This window comes from Micromonospora xinjiangensis (assembly GCF_056150165.1).
In genome coordinates, this window is record NZ_JAXCFO010000006.1 from 311,392 (window position 1) to 328,284 (window position 16,893).

The following is a 16,893-nucleotide window of genomic DNA, read 5'->3' on the forward strand; positions in this document are numbered from 1 at the left end:
GGGGAGCGACGGGACGGCCTGACCGGCTCCCGGGGCCGCCGCGGGGTCAGAAGCCGGGGAAGACCCGGCGTAGCTCGTCCAGGCTCACCGGCCCGGTGAGGCGTACGTCGTCCGGCGTGTACCGCGCGCCGAGCCGCCCCACGGTGAGGCGCAGCCACGCCTCGGCGGGCAGGACCAGCTCGCCGTCCGGCTGCTCCGGGACGTCCGTCAGCTCGATCCGCTCGCCCAGCCGCAGCCCGAACGCCCGCTCCGGGTCGTGCACCCGCACGGCGAGCGTGGCCCGCCGGCCGGCGAGGGCGTCCGCCCGGCCGGTCCACCCGAGCATCGCCCCCACCTGATCGAGCAGCAGCGGCACCGCGTCGGCCGACACCGTCGCGGCCGGCTCGAAGCCGACCTCGACGTCCCACCGGTGCAGGGCGAACTCGCTGAGCCGCATCCGGGCCGCCGTGGCGACGTCCACCGGTTCGGGCAGGAAGCCCAGGTCGACGCGCAGTTCGGCCCGGGCCGCCGGGTCCAGCGACTCGTACGCGCGCACGAGCCGCTCGTTGGCCTCGACGAACCCGGCGGCGTGCTCGGCCGGGGGCATCGCGTCCCACCGCGCCCACACCGACCGGTTGAAGTCGCCGTCGGGCGGCGGGTCGCCGGCCTGCGCGGCGCGCAGCGCCGCCAGGTTGATCTCCGCGCCGCTGCCGAGGTGACTGAGCACCTGGGACACCTGCCACTCGCTGGCGCCGGACGGACGGGTCAGGTCGTCCGGGCCGAGCTTCCCGACGAAGGCCGCGAGCGCGTCGTGCCCGCCGCGCAGGGCGGCAATCGTCTGGTCCGCGATCGAAGACATCTCTCTCCTGTCGACTCGGCTCGGCGTCGCCGCCGCTCCCCGCTCGGGAAGCCGGCCGGTGCACGACGCCGGCACCTATCATGCTCCCGCCCGGGTCGGGTTCGGGCACTCACCGCCGCTGCCGTCGGCCCGGCGACCGGCGCCGGCCGGTCACGCAGCGCCACCGGCCGGCCGCGCGGGCGGGATGGCCGGGCCGGGACGACGGGCCGCGCGGGCACGGCGGTAGCGTTGCGCGATCCCATGGGCCCGTGGGGGTGGCAGGACCGTACGGAGGTTGGCGAATGTCCAACGGCGACGAGCCGTTCGCGGTTCGCGAGCACGGCAGCTCGCGACCCACCTTTGAGCTGACGCTGCGCGGCTACGACAAGCGGCAGGTCGACCGGCACATCGAGCAGCTCGACGCCCAGCTCGCGTCGCTGGCGGCCGAGCGGGAGCGGGCGAGCGGGCAGGTCCGCGAGTTGAGCGGGCAGGTGCAGCAGCTGCACGCGGAGCTGACCGAGCTGCGGCAACGCCCCACGCAACCGGACCGGGCCACCTTCCGGGACCTCGGCCCGATGGTGGACCAGATCCTCGCGCTGGCCGAGAAGCAGGCCGGGGTGATCACCGAGACCGCCGCGCAACGCGCCGGGGAGTTGCAGGCCGAGGCCGAGCGGACGCTTGTCGACGCGCGGGAGCGGGCCAGCCGTGCGTTGCGCGACCTGGAGGAGGAGCTGTCCGCGCGCCGCACCGAGCAGGAGAAGGCGTACGAGGAGCGCCGCACCGCGGTGGAGGCGGAGCTCGCCGAGATCCGAGAGGCGGCGGAGAAGCTCCGCGCCGACGGCGAGGCCGCGCACGAGCGCGCCCGTCAGGAGGCGAAGCGGATCAGCGAGCAGAGCGCGCAGCAGATCGAGCAGGCCCGGGCCGCGTCCGAGGCGCTGACCCGCGCCGCCCGTACGCAGATCCAGCAGGAGTTGCAGGCCACCCGCAACAAGAGCCAGCAGGAGCTGGCCCAGTGGCAGTCCAACATCGAGCGGGACGTCAACGAGCGCCGGGCCGCCGCCGAGCAGGAGATCGCCGAGCAGCGCGCGGCCGCCGAGCGGGAGATCGCCAGCCAGCGCAGCGCCGCCGAGCAGACGATCGGCTCGCTCATCGGCGAGGCGCAGCAGTACGCCACCGACGTACGGCAGCGCGCCGACGAGCAGCTCGCCACCCACCAGGAGCAGCTCGCCGTCGTACAGCAGGAGTTCGCTGCCCGGCAGCAGGCGGTGACCCAGTTGCAGGCGGAGCTGGAGTCGGCCCGGCAGCAACTCGCCGAGACGCACCACGAGCAGGCGGAGGCGGAGCGCGAGCTGGCTCAGGTGCGGCAGCGGCTCGACGAGGTCCGGCGGGAGCTCACGGCCGAGGTCGAACGCCTGGACGCGGCACGGCGGGCGGCCGACTCGGCCGAACGGCACGCCAAGGACGTCCGCGCCCGGGTGCAGCGTGAGGCGAAGCGGGTCGCGGACCTGGCCGCGGCCGCGGTCATGGCCGCCGCGGCGGGCGGCGTGGCCACGGCCGAGTATCCGATGGTGACGCCGCGGCCGAACGCGGAGCAGCCGAGCGCCGCCGAGCCCGGCGAGCGGCACGCCCGGACGATGGAGGACGCGGCGCCCCCCGCCGACGTCGAGACGGCGGGCGAGTCCGACCCCGAGGCGGCGGCCGGCGAGCCCGGCACCGAGGCGGTGACCGCCGGGCGGCGCGCCGACGACGCGGGAGACGGCGCGCGGCGGCCCGACGAGGCGGGAGACGGCGCGCGGCGGGCCGACGACGCGGCCGGCGGCGCCCGGCGGGCCGACGACGTCGCGGCCGACGGCCGGGTCGCGGGCGGGGCGGAGCCGGCGGCGCCGCCGGTCGACCTCTTCACGCCGCGTCAGCGGCCGGCCGAACCGTCGGCCGGCGGTGAGCCGCGGGCCGACGCGGCGCGCGTCGAGCAGGTGTGACCACCCGTCGTGCCGCCGGCGCGCGTCGAGCAGGTGTGACACGCGTCGTGCCGCCGGCTCGACCCGGCGGCACGACGCCGCTCGTCACGCCCCGCCGGTGCCGAAGAGGGCCGCGTAGCCGGACGGCAGCTGGGTGATCACGTCATTGAGCTCGCCCGCGGTCACCGCGTCCGCCACCGTGGACAGGACGGCACCGGCGTCCCACTGGGCCGTCTGACTCGTCGCCCCGGTGCCGGCCGCGATCCGGGTGAGGAACTCCTGCACCGACAGCTGCAGGGTCGGCTCGCTCTGCTCCTCAAGGATCTCGCCGATGCCCCGCGGCAGCTGGGCGGCGAGGTCGCGGGCCTCGTCGGGCGTCAACCGCGCGGCGAGCACGCTGAGCACGGCGCGGATGACGCCCTCGGCCTCGGCGGCGCTGCCGTACTCGCCGCGCTCGCGTACGGCGGCCACGAACTCGTGGTACTTCACGATGCTGTCCCTTCCTGACCGTCGGGCGGGCATCCGGACCGGAGGGAGCGGCGGGCGCCGCGGGAACGGAGCGTCTACGCGTCCGCCTGCGACGAGTCTGGCACGTCCGGGCCGGTCGGGACGCGGTATTCGCCGCCCCGGCCGGCCCGTGCACCGGTCGTAGGGTTATCCGGGCCCGCGCCGCCCGCGGGTGGACACGAACTCGTACGACATCACCGCGAAGCCCGGGTCGCGCAGGAGCCGGCGGTAGCCGTCCAACTGGCCCGGCGTGAACCCGGCCGCCAGCAGCTCCGGCTCCAGCTGGCGGGAGTTCGTCTCGTAGAGCGAGGCCCCGCCGGACCCGCCGGCCCAGCTCTCCGCGTGGGTGACGGTGTCGACGTCGGTCAGGCCGACCCGCGTCATCTCGCCGTGCACGTCCTGCGCCCAGCCCAGGTCGGCGCCGTGGCCCTGGAGGACGTCCATCATCGCGTCGGTCACCTGGCTGAACAGCTTCGCCGCGTCGTCGTTCGGGGCGGTCAGCACCCGGGGCGTGGTCGTGCAGTCGAACTCCTCGACCACCAGCCAGCCGCCGGGGGCGAGCGCACCGACGAGCTTCCGCAGGACCCGCCGCCGCTCGGGCAGGTGCAGCAGCACGAGCCGGGCGTGGACCAGGCCGAACGACTCCCCCGGCGGCAGCTCCGTCCGCACGTCGTGGCGCCGCACGTCGAGGTTCGCCTCGGCGCGCAGCCGGGCGGTGTCGATGTCGGTGGCGAGGACGTGGCCGTCGGCGCCCACCGCCCAGGCCATGCCGTGCGCCACGGAGCCGCCGCCGGCACCGACCTCCCAGCAGGTCAGCCCGGGGGTGAGCACGGGCGGCGCCAGGCGGCGCATGGTGATCGGGTCGAGGAACGCCTCCAGCGTGCGCAGCTGGGGCACCGCCTCCTCGGCGGCGTTGTCGAAGGCGTACTCGCTGTCGCGGGTTTCGGTCGGCATCGTGGTCACCCTTCCGGAAGAGGTCGTGGCAGCTGCGGGAGGTCGGCCCGGAGCCCGGGCACCGGGTGGGCCGCCTCGGGGGTCGCGACGGTGGCGATGCTCAACATCGCCGCGAGCGTGGCCGGGTCGGCCCGCGCCTCGGCGGCCGGCCGGTCGTAGACGAGGCGGCCGTACTCCAGCACGGCGATCCGGTCGGCGACCCGCATGGCGTGCTGGAGCTGCTGCTCGACGAGGAGCACGGTCAGGCCCGTGCCGGCCAGGTCGCCGACGACGTCGCGCACGCGGGCCGCGAGGTCGGGGGCGAGGCCCTCGCACGGCTCGTCGAGCAGCAGCACCCGGGGCTGGCCGAGCAGCGCCCGCGCGATCGACAACATCTGCTGCTCGCCGCCGGAGAGCTGGTCGCCGCGGTGCCGCAGCCGCACGCCCAGCCGGGGCAGCAGCTCCAGGACCCGGGTGACAGTCCAGCCCTCGGCGCCGGGTGTCGCGGCGCGCCAGGGCGCGGCGGCCAGGGCGAGGTGCTCGGCCACGGTGAGCCGGGAGAAGACGCGCCGGCCCTGCGGCACCAGGCCGACCCCGGTGCGGGCGACGCGGTGCGGTGGGCCGCCGGCCACCGGCACGCCGCCGACCTCGATCCGACCGTGGTAGGGCCGGACCAGCCCGGCGATCGTGTGCACCAGGGTGCTCTTGCCGGCCCCGTTGCGGCCCACCACCGCCTGGATACCGCCCGGCGGCACCCGGAGGGTCACCTCGTGCAGCACCGTACCGCCGGCGTAGCCGGCGCAGACGCGGTCCAGGCGCAGCATCAGGCCACCCCCTCGGCGTAGGCCCGACGCACGTCGGCGCGGGCGCGGATCTCCTCGGGTGGGCCGGCGGCGAGGACGCGGCCGTCGCGCAGCACGGTGACGGTGTCGCTCAGGGCGTAGACCAGGTCCAGCCGGTGCTCCACGAGCAGCACGGCGACCGCCCTCGGCAGTTCCCGCAGGAACTGGACCAGCCGGCCGACCTCGGTGGCGGAGAGCCCGGCGGCCGGCTCGTCGAGCAGCAGCAGGCGCGGTCGGCTCGCCAACGCGACGGCGATCTCCAGCTGTCGCTGCTGGCCGTGGGCGAGCTGACCGGCGGGCACGCCGGCGAGATCGGCCAGGCCCACCCGGGTGAGCAGCCGGTCCGCCGTGGCGCGGGCCGCGGCGCGCGTTGCTCCGGGGCGCCACCGGCCCGGCGGGGCGGTGTGCGGCAGGGCCGCGACCTGGACGTTCTCCGCCGCGGTGAGCGTCGACCAGACGGCGGGTCGCTGGTGGATGCGTCCGACGCCCCGGCGTGCCCGGGCGGCCGGGCCGCGCCGGCTGACGTCCCGGCCGGCGAGCCGGACCCGGCCGGTGGTGGGCCGGACCGTGCCGGCGATGACGTTGAGCAGGGTGGTCTTGCCGGCGCCGTTGGGGCCGATGAGCGCGTGCCGCTGACCGAGGTCGACGCGCAGGTCGACGGTGTCGAGCGCGGCGAGTGAGCCGTAGCGCACGGTGATGGCGTCGGCGGCGAGCAGTGGGGTCATGTCCGTACCTCCGTCGGTGTCGGCTCGGGGACGGGGCGGGGCTCCGGGTGGCGGGCCGGGCGCCGGAGGAACGGACCGCGCAGGGGCCCCGGGCGGCGGCCGCCCTCGCCGGGCAGCAGGTACACCGTCGCGACGAAGAGCGCGCCGAGCACCAGGGGCGCGTGACCGGGCAGGACGCCGAGCAGCCAGTCGCGGGCGGCGATGACGAGCACCGCGCCGACCAGGGCTCCGGCGACCGACACCGTGCCGCCGATCACCACGCCGAGCAGCAGGAGGGCGGAGGTCTCGAAGCCGAAGTCGGCCGGCGACAGGTACTGCTGCGCGACCACGAGCAGGGAGCCCGCGACGCCGGCGAGCGCACCGGCCGCGAGGTGCACACCGGCGACGTGCGCCGCGACGTGGTGCCCGCTGGCGCGCAGCCGCGCCTCGTCGTCGCGGGCCGCCCGCAGCACCAGGCCGAAGCGGCTGCGCAGCGCCAGCAGCAGCGCCCCGACCACCACGGCGACGACGAGGAGGGTGTAGAGGTAACGGGCCCGGTCGGTGGTGAGCGGCGGCAGCCCCCAGAAGGGACGCAGCGGCGCGATGCCGGCGAGCCCGTCGGTGCCGCCGGTGACCGACTTCCAGCGGCCCAGGACGGTGACGGTGAGTTCGCCGACGGCCAGGGTGATCATCAGGACGACCACTCCGCGGGCCGACACCACGAGCGGCACGGTCAGCGCGGCCAGGGCGGCCCCGGCGGCGGCCGCCACGGCGAGCCGTACGACGCCCACGTCGGTGACCTGCGCGCCGATCGTCGCGCACGCGTACGCGCCGGCCGCGTACGGGGCGGTCTGCCCGAGGGTGGGCAGCCCCGCGACCCCGGTGAGCAGCGCGACGCTCACCCCGACCAGGCCCAGCGCCAGGGTGCGGGCGAGGATCGCCACGGTGTAGTCGTCCACCAGCCAGGGCGCGAGGACCAGGCCGGCGAGGACGACAGCCGCGACGCCGACGCGCAGCGGCCGGAGCAGCTCGTGCCTCACGTCGTCCTCCTCGCCCCGGCCAGGCCGCGCGCCCGCACCGCGAGCACGGCCGCCATCGCGGCGAAGAGCAGGAACGGGGCCGCCGACGGCGCCAGCGCCACGCCGAGGGTCTGGATCTGGCCGACCAGGAGCGCGGCGACCAGGGTGCCGGCCAGCGAGCCGAGGCCGCCGAGAACCACGACCACGAGGGAGAGCAGCAGCACGGTGTCGGCCGTGTCCGGGCCGGGGCCGATGATCGGCGCGCCGAGCACACCGGCGGCGCCGGCCAGCGCGCCCGCGGTGGCGAGCACGCCGACCCGGATCCGGGTCGGACTCACGCCCAGGCACGCGACCATGTCCGCGTCGTCCACGGCGGCACGGACCAGCATGCCGGCCCGGGTGCGGCGCACCGCGAGGTGGAGCAGCGCGGCGAGCGCCGCCGCGACCACGATGAAGACCAGGCGGTACGCCGCGTAGCGATGCCCGGCCACCTCCACCGAGCCGTCGAGCGCGGCGGGCACCCGCACCGGCCGGTCGTCCGGGCCGAACGCCGCCACGAGCAGGCTGCCGCCGGCCAGCGCCACCCCGAACGTGAGCAGCGCCTGGGTGAGGTGGTTGCGCGCGGCCGCCCGGGTGAGCAGCCCGGCGAGCGCCACCCCGCCGGCGGTGGCGGCCGCGACGCCCAGCCCGAACGCCAGCGCCAGACTGGCCCAGCCCCCGTCGAGCAGGGCGGCGGCCGTGTAGCCGCCGATCGCGTAGAGGGTGCCGTGCGCGAGGTTGAGGATGCCCGCGACGCCGAAGCAGAAGACCAGCCCGGCCGCGGCCACGAAGACCAGCAGGCCGTACGCGACCCCGTCGACCGCCGGCACGAGGTACGGGTCGATCGCGGCCGGGCCGGCGGCCAGCACGCTCATCGGCCGATGGTCGCGAGGTCACCGACGACCATGTTGGACAGCGCGCGACCGTCCTGGCGCACCTGGCGCAGGTACCACTTCTGCACCGGCGAGTGGGTGGTGGTGGAGAACTGCCAGGTGCCGCGGGGGCTGGTGATCTGGCCGAGTTCGCCGATGGCCCGGTTGATGCTCTCCGCCGTCGGGTTCTCCCCGGCCGCCCCGATCGCCCGGTCGAGCACGGCGGCCGCGTCGTACGACGCCATGGCGTACGTCGTGGGCGAGCCGTCGTGCTTCGCCTTCCAGGCGGCGACGAACGTCCGGTTCTCGGCGTTGTCCAGGTCGGGGGCGTAGTTGAGGACCGAGTAGATGTCGCGGGCGGCCTCGCCCTGCGCGTCGAGCACCCCGCCCTCGGTGAGGAAGCCTGCGGCGTAGAGCGGGAGGTCCTTGATCTCCGACTGGGCGTACTGCTTCACGAAGTCCACGGCGGCGCTGCCGGCGTAGAAGGTGTAGACGGCGGCCGCGCCCGAGGCCTTGATCCGGGCGAAGTACGGCGTGAAGTTGGTGGTGGCGGGGAACGGCGTGAAGGTGGTCTTGCCGTCCGGGTTGGCGAGCCGGCCGCCGGCCGCGGTGAAGGTCTCGGTGAAGCCGCGCAGCTCGTCCCAGCCGCCCTGGTAGTCCGGGCCGATCGCGTACACCGTGCCCTTCACGGTGTCCCGCACGTGCTGGGCGATCGCCTCGCCCGGCTCGTCGGACAGGTAGGAGGTGTGCCAGATCCGGGAGACGTCCTTGAGCTCCGGCCGGCCGTTGGAGCCCACGAGGGGCACCTTCGTCTCGTTGAGCAGCGGGTAGACGGCGGCCACCGAGCCGCCCCCGACGATGCCGGTGAGCGCGACGACGCGGTCCTGCTTGAGCAGCTTCGTGGCCGCCGGCACGGCCGTCGGGGCGCCGTTGCCCTCGTCGGCCACGACCAGGTCGACCGGGTGCCCGCCGAGCTTCCCGTCGTGCGTCTCCAGGTACAGCTCGAAGCCGTCGCGGATCTCGGTGCCGACGGCCTGGTAGGTGCCGGAGAGCGACGCCAGCAGGCCGATCTTTATCGTTCCGGGCTCGCTCGCGCCGGCCCCGCCGCTGCCGCAGGCGGACGTGGCGACCAGGGCGAGGGCGAGCAGCGCGGCCATCGGGGCACGGCGGCGCGCAGGGGTGGTGACGGTCATCTTCTCTCCAGAGGGGTGAGGGGCCCGGCGTACGGAGGGGTGTGCCGGGGTGTCAGCGGCTGCGGCTGAGCGCCGCGCGGGCGGCCGGCGTGAGCGCGTCGCCGATCCGGTTGGCCAGCTCGGTCATCTCGTACGACACCTGGCCGACGTCGCACTGGGGCGAGGCGAGCACCAGCAGGGAGGCGCCGTCGTTGAACGCCATCGAGAACATGAATCCACCCTCGAGCTGGGTCACGTTGGAGATCACCGCACCGGCGTCGAAGAACGCGGCCGCGCCGCGCAGCAGGCTCACGAGGCCGCTGCCGGTGGCGGCGAGCTGATCGGCGCGGTCGGCCGGCAGGCCCCGGGTCGCAGCCACCATGAGGCCGTCGGCGGAGATGGCGATGGCATGGCTGACCTCGGTCGCGCGCTCGGCGAAGCTGTCCAGGAGCCAGCCGAGGTCCTGATGGTCGGTCACGTGCTCTCCTGTCGGGTCAGTGGTTGCCGAGGTTGGTCAGGGTGGGCCGGCGGCCGGCGACGCCGCGCGCGTACGCGGCCATCGCGGTGGCCACCTGGGTCGGATCGCGGTGCTCGGACCGCTGCTGCTGGGCGGGCACGGTGACCGCGCCGGGGACCAGGTGCCGCTGCGGCTGGCGCCGGGGCAGGCCGGAGGTGGTGGTGCCGGCGGCCTCCGGGGCGGCCGCCCGCGTCGCCGTGCGCCACGCGTCGTCGGCCGGGCCGGCCCACCCGTCACCGTCGACGCCGTCCGGCTGGGCCGTGTGGAACCAGTGGTTGACCTGCTGGAAGATCACCAGCTCCTCGGTCGGCGCGTCGCCCCGGTCGGTCGGGCCACCGCGCCGGGCGGGCTCGTGGACCGGCGCGGGCGGGGCGGCCGGCCGGAACACCGGGGCGACCGGCAGTGCCCGGTCGGTCACCGGCCGCCCGGCCCGGGGCTGCGGCACACCGGGCGCCTCCGGGGGCGCGTACGGCGGTGGTGCTCCGGTGCGTGCCGCGCGGCGGGACGGCCGGGCCGCGCTGAGCAGGTACTCCTCCGGGGGCAGCGGGCGGATCAGCGCGGCCGGCAGCGCCGCCTCGGCGATCGTGCCGAGGCGGGGCCCGGGTCGCAGGTGCACGCTCACGCCCAGCCGGGCCCCGAGCTGGCCCACCACGACCAGTCCCATGGCGCGCACCGCGGCCACGTCGATGGCCGGCGGACGGGCGAGCAGGTCGTTGAGCTGCCGCAACCGCTGCGGGTTGAGGCCGACGCCCTCGTCGCTGACCTGGACGATCACCCGGTCGCCGAGGCTCCGGCCGGTCACCCACGCCTCCGTTCCCGGCGGGGAGTAGGCCGTGGCGTTGTCCATCAGCTCCGCGAGCAGGTGCACGACCTCGTCGACCGCCTCGGCCGCGACGGCGACGTCCCCGTCGACCATGCCGAGCCGGATCCGCGCGTAGTGCTCGATCTGGGACTGCGCCGCCTGCAGCACCTTCTGGAGCGGGACGTTCTCCTGACGCACCCGCCCGACGCCGACCCCGCCGAGCACCAGCAGGCTGGCGTTGATGCGGCCCATCCGGGTGGCGAGGTTGTCGAGCGTGTACAGCTGGTCGAGGCGTTCCGGATCAGTCTCGTCGCGCTCCACGCGGTCGACCTGGGCCAGCACCGCGTCGACCAGCCGCTGCTCGCGTCGGCTGAGGTGGATGAAGATCTCGGCCGTGTTGGCGCGCATCACCGCCTGTTCCGCGGCGGTGCGTACGGCCGCCCGGTGCACGGCGGCGAACGCCTGACCGACCTCGCCGATCTCGTCGTCGCTGGAGTGCTCCAGCGCCTCGTCGCCCTGCCGGCGGGCGAGGTCCTCGGGGTCGACCGAGCTGCTGCCCGGCTGTTGCAACCGGGCGACCACCTCCGGCAGTCGGCGGAACGCCACCTCGTTGGCCGCGTCCCGCAGGCGCCCCAGCCGTCGGGTGATCTGGCGCGCCACGGCCCAGGTCACCAGCGCGGTGAGCACCAGCGCGAGGACCACCCCGGCCGCCTCCGCCGCCGCCCGCCGCCGCTGCTCGGCGTGCGCGGCCCGGACGTCGTCGAGCACCGCGGCGTCGACCCGTTGCCGCAGGTCGGAGAGGCGCCCGGACCACTGCTGGGTGGCCGTGATCCAGGCGTCGACGTCGAGCCGCAGGCGGCTGCCGGCCGGGGTGCGGGAGATCTCGTCCTGCATCCGTTGCAGCAGCAGCGCCTCCTCGCCGCTGCCCGCCTGCTCCCACCACACGCCCCAGTCGGGCCGGGCGAGCGCGAGGAACGACAGGCTCGCCTCGGTGAAGCTCGTCCGGGCGGCGGTGACGTCCTGGTGCAGGGCCGGGGTCAACTCGCCGGCGGCCACCGCGCGGAGGACGGCGACCTGTTGTTGGCCGATCGCCTCCGACGTCTTCGACAGCGCGGCCGAGGCGCGGATGCCGTCGGCGATGCGGGCGTTGACGACGCCGAGGGTGACGGATTCCCGCAGGGTGAGCAGGTCGGCGACGGCGATGCGGTAGCTGAAGGTCATGGCGGAGACCGACGCGTGGGCCGCCGTGCGGACCTGCGCGCGCAGCGGCGGGAGCGCGGCGAGTGCGGCGTCGATGCGGGAGAGCACGGCGCGGGTGCCGGCTGGCCCGGCGGTCACCCGGGCCCGCTGCGCCCGGTAGCCGGCGGCCACGGCGTCGGTCGCGTCGGTGGCGTCGACGAACGCGTCCTGCTGCTGCGGCGTGCCACGGGTCAGCAGGTCGGCGGCGGCGATCCGCTCCCGCTGCAAACGGTGGGCGAGGTCGCCCGCCTCGGCACCGAGCCGCGCCAGGTCGCCCAGCTCGCTGGCGCGGGTGGTCTGGCGGGCGCTCTCGGTCAGGGCCAGGCCGGCGAAGCCGACGACCGCCACGAGCGGCGCGGCCACGATGAGCCGCATCCGGGCCGCGATCCTCCCCCGTCGACGACGGTTCGGGTAGGGTCGGGCCGCGTGGGACCTCGTGCTCGACGCCAAGACTGACTCCCACGTTCATCGACAGCGGCCTACGTGCACGTTGCTGAATGCACGTTTCATTGCGCCGGAACGCGCGGCGGCAGACCAGACCCGTCGGTGGTACAAACTGCCCGTACCAACATCTGTACCCAGAGTCAGCACGACCGGCCGACGGGGCACCGGCCGGCCCGCGACAGGTCGCCGGGCGGGGGCCCGCGTCAGGACCGCTGGCCGCCGGGCCCCACGGGCGGCTCCTCCGACCCCGTCGGTCCGTTGAGCACCTGCCCGATCAGCTCGCGCAGCTCGTCGATCGCCGCCACGACGGCGCCCGGGTCCCGGGCGTCCCGTCGCGACGCCCGCCGGCCGGTGCGCGGCGCTTCGAACCGGGGGCCGCGACGGCCGTCCGCCGCCATCTGCTCGGCCGCGACCTGCGGCCACAGCGCCGCCAGTCGCCCGCCGGTGTCGAGCACCTCGTCGCACCGGACGGCGAACTCGTGGCTGCCGAACCGGCGACCGGACTCGACCGCGGCGACCGTCTCGCGGCTGAACCGCACCCGCTCGGCCAGGGCCCGCTGGGTCAGCCCCTGCCGGGCACGCCAGGCCCGTAGCTCGACCCGAAACCGCTCACTGGCACCGGAACGGGGAGCGTCCGACTGGGGTGCGGAATCCATCTGCTCACCTTCGCGACGCCGGGACCGGGCACGGCGTCAGATCGAGGTCGGGCAATGATCGTGCATTGGCAGGGCACAATTCTTAACCCATCAGCGGACGCGTGTGAAGACGCGGATCACACGAAAGCCATTGTCGTACGTCGATGGTCTCACTGACGGGACCGGAACCGCCCGCCCGCTGACGAGGCCCGGACGCGCTCGCGCCCGGGCCGAACGGCGCGGAGCCGCGCCCGACGATCCCCTGGTCAACGGCATCGCCTCCGGCGGCGGGCGCCTCGGCGACCGCCTCCCCCGGCGCCACCCCGGCAGTGGCCGGGAGGTCGGTATCGACGATCGCCGGTAGTGCGCGGTGCGCGCGGAATGCAACATTCGGCTTGTATGAACGGCGGTGGCCGGGTGTTAACCGCAGCCCGGGAATCGCCGCAGCGAGCCGGGTGAGAGCCGTCCCGGCCGCCAGTCGCGCCAATGCCGCGCCAATGCAGAAATGCGGGCCGTGGCCGAACGACAGGTGATCCGAGACGTCCGGTCGGCCCGGATCGAACCGGTCGGGGTGGGCGAAGACCGCCGGGTCCCGGTTGGCCGCGCCGATCAGCAGTAGGCAACGCGCGCCCGCCGGGATGGTGACCCCGCCGAGCGCCACGGGCCGGAGGGTCACCCGCAGCCAGCCGTCGATGGCGGGCGCGAAGCGCAGCGTCTCGGCCAGGAACGCCGGGATGTGCGAAGGATCCTCGACCATGGCCCGCCACCGCTGCGGCACCGACAGCGCCTGGTCCAGCGCGTGGGCGAGCAGCCCCGCCGTGGTCTCGTGCCCGGCGACCAGCAGGTTGAAGACGATGCTGGCGACCTCGTCGACGGTCAGCACCCCGTCGTCGCCGTCGCGGTAGGCGAGCGCGAGGCCGACGTAGTCGTCGCCGTACCGGCCGGTGGCCAGGCGGTCGCGGACGAGCCGCTGGCAGTAGTGCCAGAACTCCAGCAGGCTTCCCGCGAGCCGGACCTGCTCGGCCGGCTCGGGGCGACCCCAGATGAGGGCGATCTGCCCGTCGGCCCACTCCCGGACCCGCCCGATGTCGCGCTCCGGCACGCCCAGCAGGTCCAGCAGGACGAGCAGCGGCAGCTCGGCGGTGAACTCGGCGACGAGGTCGACCCGTGCGCCCCGGCGGGCGACCAGCCGGGAGACGAGTTCGTCCACCCGGCGGCGGACGATCGGCCCGTACCGCTGCTCGACCCGCTCGGGCGTGTTGGCGAAGGTGGCCCGCAGCGCCCGGCGGGTCCGCGGATGCACGGGCCGGTCCGCCGCGGCGGTGGTGGGCGGCGCGTCGATCCGCAGGATGATCTGCAGCGCCTCGGGGCAGACGTCGTAGATCGGCGCGAGGGTGCGGGCGCTGCCGAAGGTCGCCGCGTCAGCCAGCGCACGCCGCACGTGGGCGTGGCCGGTGATCAGCCACAGCCCGAGGTCGGGATCGTGGTGCACTCCGGCGGGCTCGTCGCGCAGCCGCCGCCACACGAGCGCCGGATCGCTGAGGTACGGCTCGTCGAACGGATTCAACCGCATGACGCCTCCTGGTGGTGATGCGGCGCCAACCGCATTCGCCGACGTGGCCACCGGAATTCCCGAGGGCCGGGGAGGATTTCACGGTGCGCCTCTTCCCCGGGCAAGTCAAGATTTATTTTCGTCAATAGATGGGTGGATGACAAATACCCGGAACGGCGATCGACCGCCGAGCCCGAAACGCAACTTGCGAGCCGACTGTTGCCCGAAGCACACGGCGTTCAGCAGGCCGAACACGCCGGCGTGAGGCGTTGGCGCCCCACCCCTAGAGACGGGTCACGGCGCGCATGGCTGTCGGCGAGGCCGTTTCTGATTCCTCCGGGCTCGCGCTGTTATCAGTTTCTGAAGGGCTCGGAAAACCGCATCCGACCGCCTTTTCCGGGAACCTTCCACCGGCCACCTGGAAAAGATGCCACGAACAGATGCCGTCAGCGCGCGCGCCGGTCCAGCCAGTGCGGCAACGGCAGCGTCCGCCACGGCACGCGGAAGAGCAGCCGTACGATCAGCAGGCCCAGCAGGTAACCGCCGATGCTGTCGGTCAACCAGTGGTAGCCCAGGTAGGTGGTGCCGATGAACACGAGCACACCGGGCACCCACTGCAGCAACCGGCGGACGAGCACCGGCAGGTACGGCGCGAGCAGCATCGCGAGCACCCCGTAGTAGACGATGCCGTTGCTGACGTGCCCGGAGGGGTAGTACTCCTCCCAGCCGTCGCTGAACATCTCCACCGAGCCGTGGTGCGGCGCCCCCCGGGACGTCCACCGCTTCAGGCCCACGATCAGCAGGGTGCTGATGATCGGCGCCAGCCCGGCGGGGATGATCGGCCGCACCGAACGGTGCCGCCAGGCCAGCCAGAACGACACCAGCACGGTCACGGTGGTCAGCGCGCCGCCCTGGCCGAGGCGGTCGAAGACGTACATCATGGTGTCCACCACCGGGGGCCGGTGCGAGTCGCACCAGTCGCGGACGGCGATGTCCACCCGCAGCAGCGGGCGCCACCAGACCAACGCGGCGGTGACGGCGACGAGGGCGGCCAGCAGCAGCCCGTCGAACCACCAGCCGCGCGGCACGGGCACCAGCACGGGCACGCCGAGCGGCCGGGGCGGGCGACGTCGCGACGCTCTCCCCGCTGGCATGCCCTCTCTCCGCTCCGGCCCGACCGATGCCGGCCAACAGGGCGAAACTAGCGCGAACCGCCTCCCGGGCGCGGGCGAGTCGGCGATTGCTCCCCGAACGCGCACGCCGGCGGCGACGGCGCGGCGGCCGGCGGCCGGCGGTGCGGCCCACGGCGGCCCGTCCGCTCGCCGCTCAACCGGTACCCGTCGGGCCCGCCTCGGCGAGGATCCCGGTGCCCTGACCGAGTTCGATCAGGTAGCCGTCCGGGTCGCGCAGGTAGCAGCGGATCTCGACGCCGTGGTCCTTCGGCTCGGTCAGGAACTCGCCGCCCCGCGAGCGCCACAGCTCGTACACGGCGTGGACGTCGGTGACCCGCACGTTCATCGCGCCACTCAGCACGTCCGGGTCCGCGGGCGCCTGGGCCCGGACGGTGGGCTTGTCGTCGGTCGGGCCGCCCTCGTCGTTGATCACGATGTAGCTGTTGTGGAACCGCAGGATCGCCGGTTGCCGCTCCCGCACCACGGTGGCGCCCAGCACCCGCTGATAGAAGTCCCGTGACCGGTCCACATCGCGCACGATCAGCAGGTGCGTGAGCACCATCCCGTGCTCCGGACGGAAGTAGTCCGGCGCCTCGACCGCCATCCACGCCTCCCGGGAGTTTCTCGTCCGGCGGCGCGTACCCGGCGAGAGCGCCGGCACACCTCAGGGTTTGCGGGCGAGACCAGCCCAGTAGTAGGCGGCGTGCGGGTCCGCCGGCTCGCCGTCCTCCGGCCGCCAGGCCATCACGGGGACGACGCCCGGGTCGACCAGTTCCCACCCGTCGAAGAACCGCTCCACCTCGGCACGCGTGCGGGGCACCAGCGTCATGCGCCCCTGGGTCGCCGCCGCCACCGCCGCGTCCATCTCGGCCGGGTTGAAGTCACCGGTCGGGTGGGTGATCGCCAGGTAGCTGCCCGACGGCAGGGCCCGCATGAGCGTACGCAGCCTGCCGGCCGGGTCGTCGGTGTCGCGCAGCAGCATGAGCACCGCGATCAGGGTGAGCGCCACGGGCCGGCTCAGGTCGAGCGTCTCGGTGAGCCGCGGGTCGGCGAGGATCTTCTCGGGCTCGCGCAGGTCGGCGTGGATGTACTCGCTGCGCCCCTGCTCGGTGCTGATCATCAGCGCCCGGGCGTGCGCGAGCACGATGGGGTCGTTGTCGACGTAGACCACCCGGGTGTCGGGCGCCACGGCCTGCGCCACCTCGTGCAGGTTGGGCCGGGTGGGGATGCCGGTGCCGATGTCGAGGAACTGCCGGATGCCGGCCTCACCCACCAGATAGCGGGCCACCCGGTGGACGAACAGCCGGTTTTCCTTGGCCATGGTGCGCAGGGTGGGGATCGCCTCGATGAGGGCGGCGCCCATGGCCCGGTCGGCCGCGAAGTTGTCCTTGCCGCCGAGCCACCAGTCGTAGACCCGGGCGGAGTGCGGGACCGACGCGTCCACGCCCGACGGTGGGACCTCGGCGCCCGCGGTGCCGGTGCCACTGTGCGACACGATCGTCTCCCCTCGATCGGCCGGTATCGACGAGCGCAGCCTAGAGGATCCGACGCGATCCCGCGTCGCCGCGAGCGGGGCCGGGCGGTCCGGCGCGGTGGGTACCGCACCGGACCCCCGGCAAACCGCTCGACACCCTCCGCCGACGCCGACGCCGACGGTGGCGGTGACGGT

Annotated in this window: 16 protein-coding genes; 1 reads left to right on the top strand and 15 read right to left on the bottom strand. The window is 75.0% G+C overall.

Features of this window, described 5'->3' with window-relative positions; all coding sequences use genetic code 11:
- Positions 1 to 46: 46 nt before the first annotated feature.
- On the bottom strand, positions 47 to 838 hold the full coding sequence (locus SM573_RS22955; protein WP_474610627.1) for a maleylpyruvate isomerase family mycothiol-dependent enzyme: 792 nt from the start codon (positions 836 to 838) through the stop codon (positions 47 to 49).
- Between the two features lie 281 nt (positions 839 to 1,119).
- Here SM573_RS22955 and SM573_RS22960 point away from each other — a divergent pair, with 281 nt between their 5' ends.
- On the top strand, positions 1,120 to 2,796 hold the full coding sequence (locus SM573_RS22960) for a coiled-coil domain-containing protein (protein WP_474617021.1): 1,677 nt from the start codon (positions 1,120 to 1,122) through the stop codon (positions 2,794 to 2,796).
- A gap of 84 nt (positions 2,797 to 2,880) precedes the next feature.
- Here the strand turns inward: SM573_RS22960 and SM573_RS22965 are convergent, their stop codons facing one another.
- The 14 genes from SM573_RS22965 to SM573_RS23030 all read right to left on the bottom strand — a co-directional run bounded on the left by SM573_RS22965 (position 2,881) and on the right by SM573_RS23030 (position 16,668).
- Complete coding sequence (locus SM573_RS22965) at positions 2,881 to 3,264, bottom strand: DUF2267 domain-containing protein (RefSeq protein ID WP_474610629.1); 384 nt, start codon at positions 3,262 to 3,264, stop codon at positions 2,881 to 2,883.
- A 165-nt stretch (positions 3,265 to 3,429) separates the two neighbouring features.
- Positions 3,430 to 4,236, bottom strand: coding sequence for a methyltransferase (locus SM573_RS22970; protein WP_474617022.1), 807 nt, complete (start codon positions 4,234 to 4,236; stop codon positions 3,430 to 3,432).
- 5 nt (positions 4,237 to 4,241) lie between these two features.
- The gene (locus SM573_RS22975; RefSeq protein ID WP_474617023.1) at positions 4,242 to 5,039 is read right to left on the bottom strand and encodes an ABC transporter ATP-binding protein; all 798 of its coding nucleotides are present in this window, start codon (positions 5,037 to 5,039) and stop codon (positions 4,242 to 4,244) included.
- On the bottom strand, positions 5,039 to 5,782 hold the full coding sequence (locus SM573_RS22980) for an ABC transporter ATP-binding protein (RefSeq protein ID WP_474617024.1): 744 nt from the start codon (positions 5,780 to 5,782) through the stop codon (positions 5,039 to 5,041). Before SM573_RS22980 ends, SM573_RS22975 begins: the two co-directional genes overlap by 1 nt.
- Positions 5,779 to 6,801 (bottom strand): branched-chain amino acid ABC transporter permease, encoded by a 1,023-nt coding sequence (locus SM573_RS22985; protein ID WP_474617025.1) that lies wholly within the window; start codon positions 6,799 to 6,801, stop codon positions 5,779 to 5,781. The genes SM573_RS22980 and SM573_RS22985 overlap by 4 nt, the downstream gene beginning before the upstream one ends.
- Positions 6,798 to 7,694, bottom strand: coding sequence for a branched-chain amino acid ABC transporter permease (locus SM573_RS22990; RefSeq protein WP_474617026.1), 897 nt, complete (start codon positions 7,692 to 7,694; stop codon positions 6,798 to 6,800). Before SM573_RS22990 ends, SM573_RS22985 begins: the two co-directional genes overlap by 4 nt.
- Positions 7,691 to 8,884: an ABC transporter substrate-binding protein gene (locus SM573_RS22995; protein WP_474610635.1), complete on the bottom strand. Its 1,194-nt coding sequence runs from the start codon at positions 8,882 to 8,884 to the stop codon at positions 7,691 to 7,693. The genes SM573_RS22990 and SM573_RS22995 overlap by 4 nt, the downstream gene beginning before the upstream one ends.
- A gap of 52 nt (positions 8,885 to 8,936) precedes the next feature.
- Positions 8,937 to 9,341, bottom strand: coding sequence for a roadblock/LC7 domain-containing protein (locus SM573_RS23000; RefSeq protein WP_474610636.1), 405 nt, complete (start codon positions 9,339 to 9,341; stop codon positions 8,937 to 8,939).
- A 16-nt stretch (positions 9,342 to 9,357) separates the two neighbouring features.
- Entirely contained in the window at positions 9,358 to 11,796 is a 2,439-nt protein-coding gene (locus SM573_RS23005) for a sensor histidine kinase (protein ID WP_474617027.1), read from the bottom strand.
- Between the two features lie 272 nt (positions 11,797 to 12,068).
- Positions 12,069 to 12,521, bottom strand: a complete 453-nt coding sequence (locus SM573_RS23010) for a helix-turn-helix transcriptional regulator (RefSeq protein WP_474617028.1) — start codon at positions 12,519 to 12,521, stop codon at positions 12,069 to 12,071.
- Between the two features lie 82 nt (positions 12,522 to 12,603).
- On the bottom strand, positions 12,604 to 14,073 hold the full coding sequence (locus tag SM573_RS23015; protein ID WP_474617029.1) for a cytochrome P450: 1,470 nt from the start codon (positions 14,071 to 14,073) through the stop codon (positions 12,604 to 12,606).
- Positions 14,074 to 14,498: 425 nt separating this feature from the next.
- Positions 14,499 to 15,206: a phosphatase PAP2 family protein gene (locus SM573_RS23020; protein ID WP_474610640.1), complete on the bottom strand. Its 708-nt coding sequence runs from the start codon at positions 15,204 to 15,206 to the stop codon at positions 14,499 to 14,501.
- 172 nt (positions 15,207 to 15,378) lie between these two features.
- Complete coding sequence (locus SM573_RS23025) at positions 15,379 to 15,828, bottom strand: VOC family protein (protein WP_474610641.1); 450 nt, start codon at positions 15,826 to 15,828, stop codon at positions 15,379 to 15,381.
- Between the two features lie 60 nt (positions 15,829 to 15,888).
- Positions 15,889 to 16,668 (bottom strand): SAM-dependent methyltransferase, encoded by a 780-nt coding sequence (locus SM573_RS23030; RefSeq protein WP_474617108.1) that lies wholly within the window; start codon positions 16,666 to 16,668, stop codon positions 15,889 to 15,891.
- Positions 16,669 to 16,893 lie beyond the last annotated feature (225 nt).

What these genes read in the sequence shown, in the direction of transcription:
- SM573_RS22960 (WP_474617021.1), top strand. Translation starts at nt 1,120, where the DNA reads ATGTCCAACGGCGACGAGCCGTTCGCGGTTCGCGAGCACGGCAGCTCG.
- SM573_RS22970 (WP_474617022.1), bottom strand. Translation starts at nt 4,236, where the DNA reads ATGCCGACCGAAACCCGCGACAGCGAGTACGCCTTCGACAACGCCGCC.
- SM573_RS23025 (WP_474610641.1), bottom strand. Translation starts at nt 15,828, where the DNA reads ATGGCGGTCGAGGCGCCGGACTACTTCCGTCCGGAGCACGGGATGGTG.
- SM573_RS22990 (WP_474617026.1), bottom strand. Translation starts at nt 7,694, where the DNA reads ATGAGCGTGCTGGCCGCCGGCCCGGCCGCGATCGACCCGTACCTCGTG.
- SM573_RS23010 (WP_474617028.1), bottom strand. Translation starts at nt 12,521, where the DNA reads ATGGATTCCGCACCCCAGTCGGACGCTCCCCGTTCCGGTGCCAGTGAG.
- SM573_RS22980 (WP_474617024.1), bottom strand. Translation starts at nt 5,782, where the DNA reads ATGACCCCACTGCTCGCCGCCGACGCCATCACCGTGCGCTACGGCTCA.
- SM573_RS22975 (WP_474617023.1), bottom strand. Translation starts at nt 5,039, where the DNA reads ATGCTGCGCCTGGACCGCGTCTGCGCCGGCTACGCCGGCGGTACGGTG.
- SM573_RS23015 (WP_474617029.1), bottom strand. Translation starts at nt 14,073, where the DNA reads ATGCGGTTGAATCCGTTCGACGAGCCGTACCTCAGCGATCCGGCGCTC.
- SM573_RS22995 (WP_474610635.1), bottom strand. Translation starts at nt 8,884, where the DNA reads ATGACCGTCACCACCCCTGCGCGCCGCCGTGCCCCGATGGCCGCGCTG.
- SM573_RS22955 (WP_474610627.1), bottom strand. Translation starts at nt 838, where the DNA reads ATGTCTTCGATCGCGGACCAGACGATTGCCGCCCTGCGCGGCGGGCAC.
- SM573_RS23020 (WP_474610640.1), bottom strand. Translation starts at nt 15,206, where the DNA reads ATGCCAGCGGGGAGAGCGTCGCGACGTCGCCCGCCCCGGCCGCTCGGC.
- SM573_RS23005 (WP_474617027.1), bottom strand. Translation starts at nt 11,796, where the DNA reads ATGCGGCTCATCGTGGCCGCGCCGCTCGTGGCGGTCGTCGGCTTCGCC.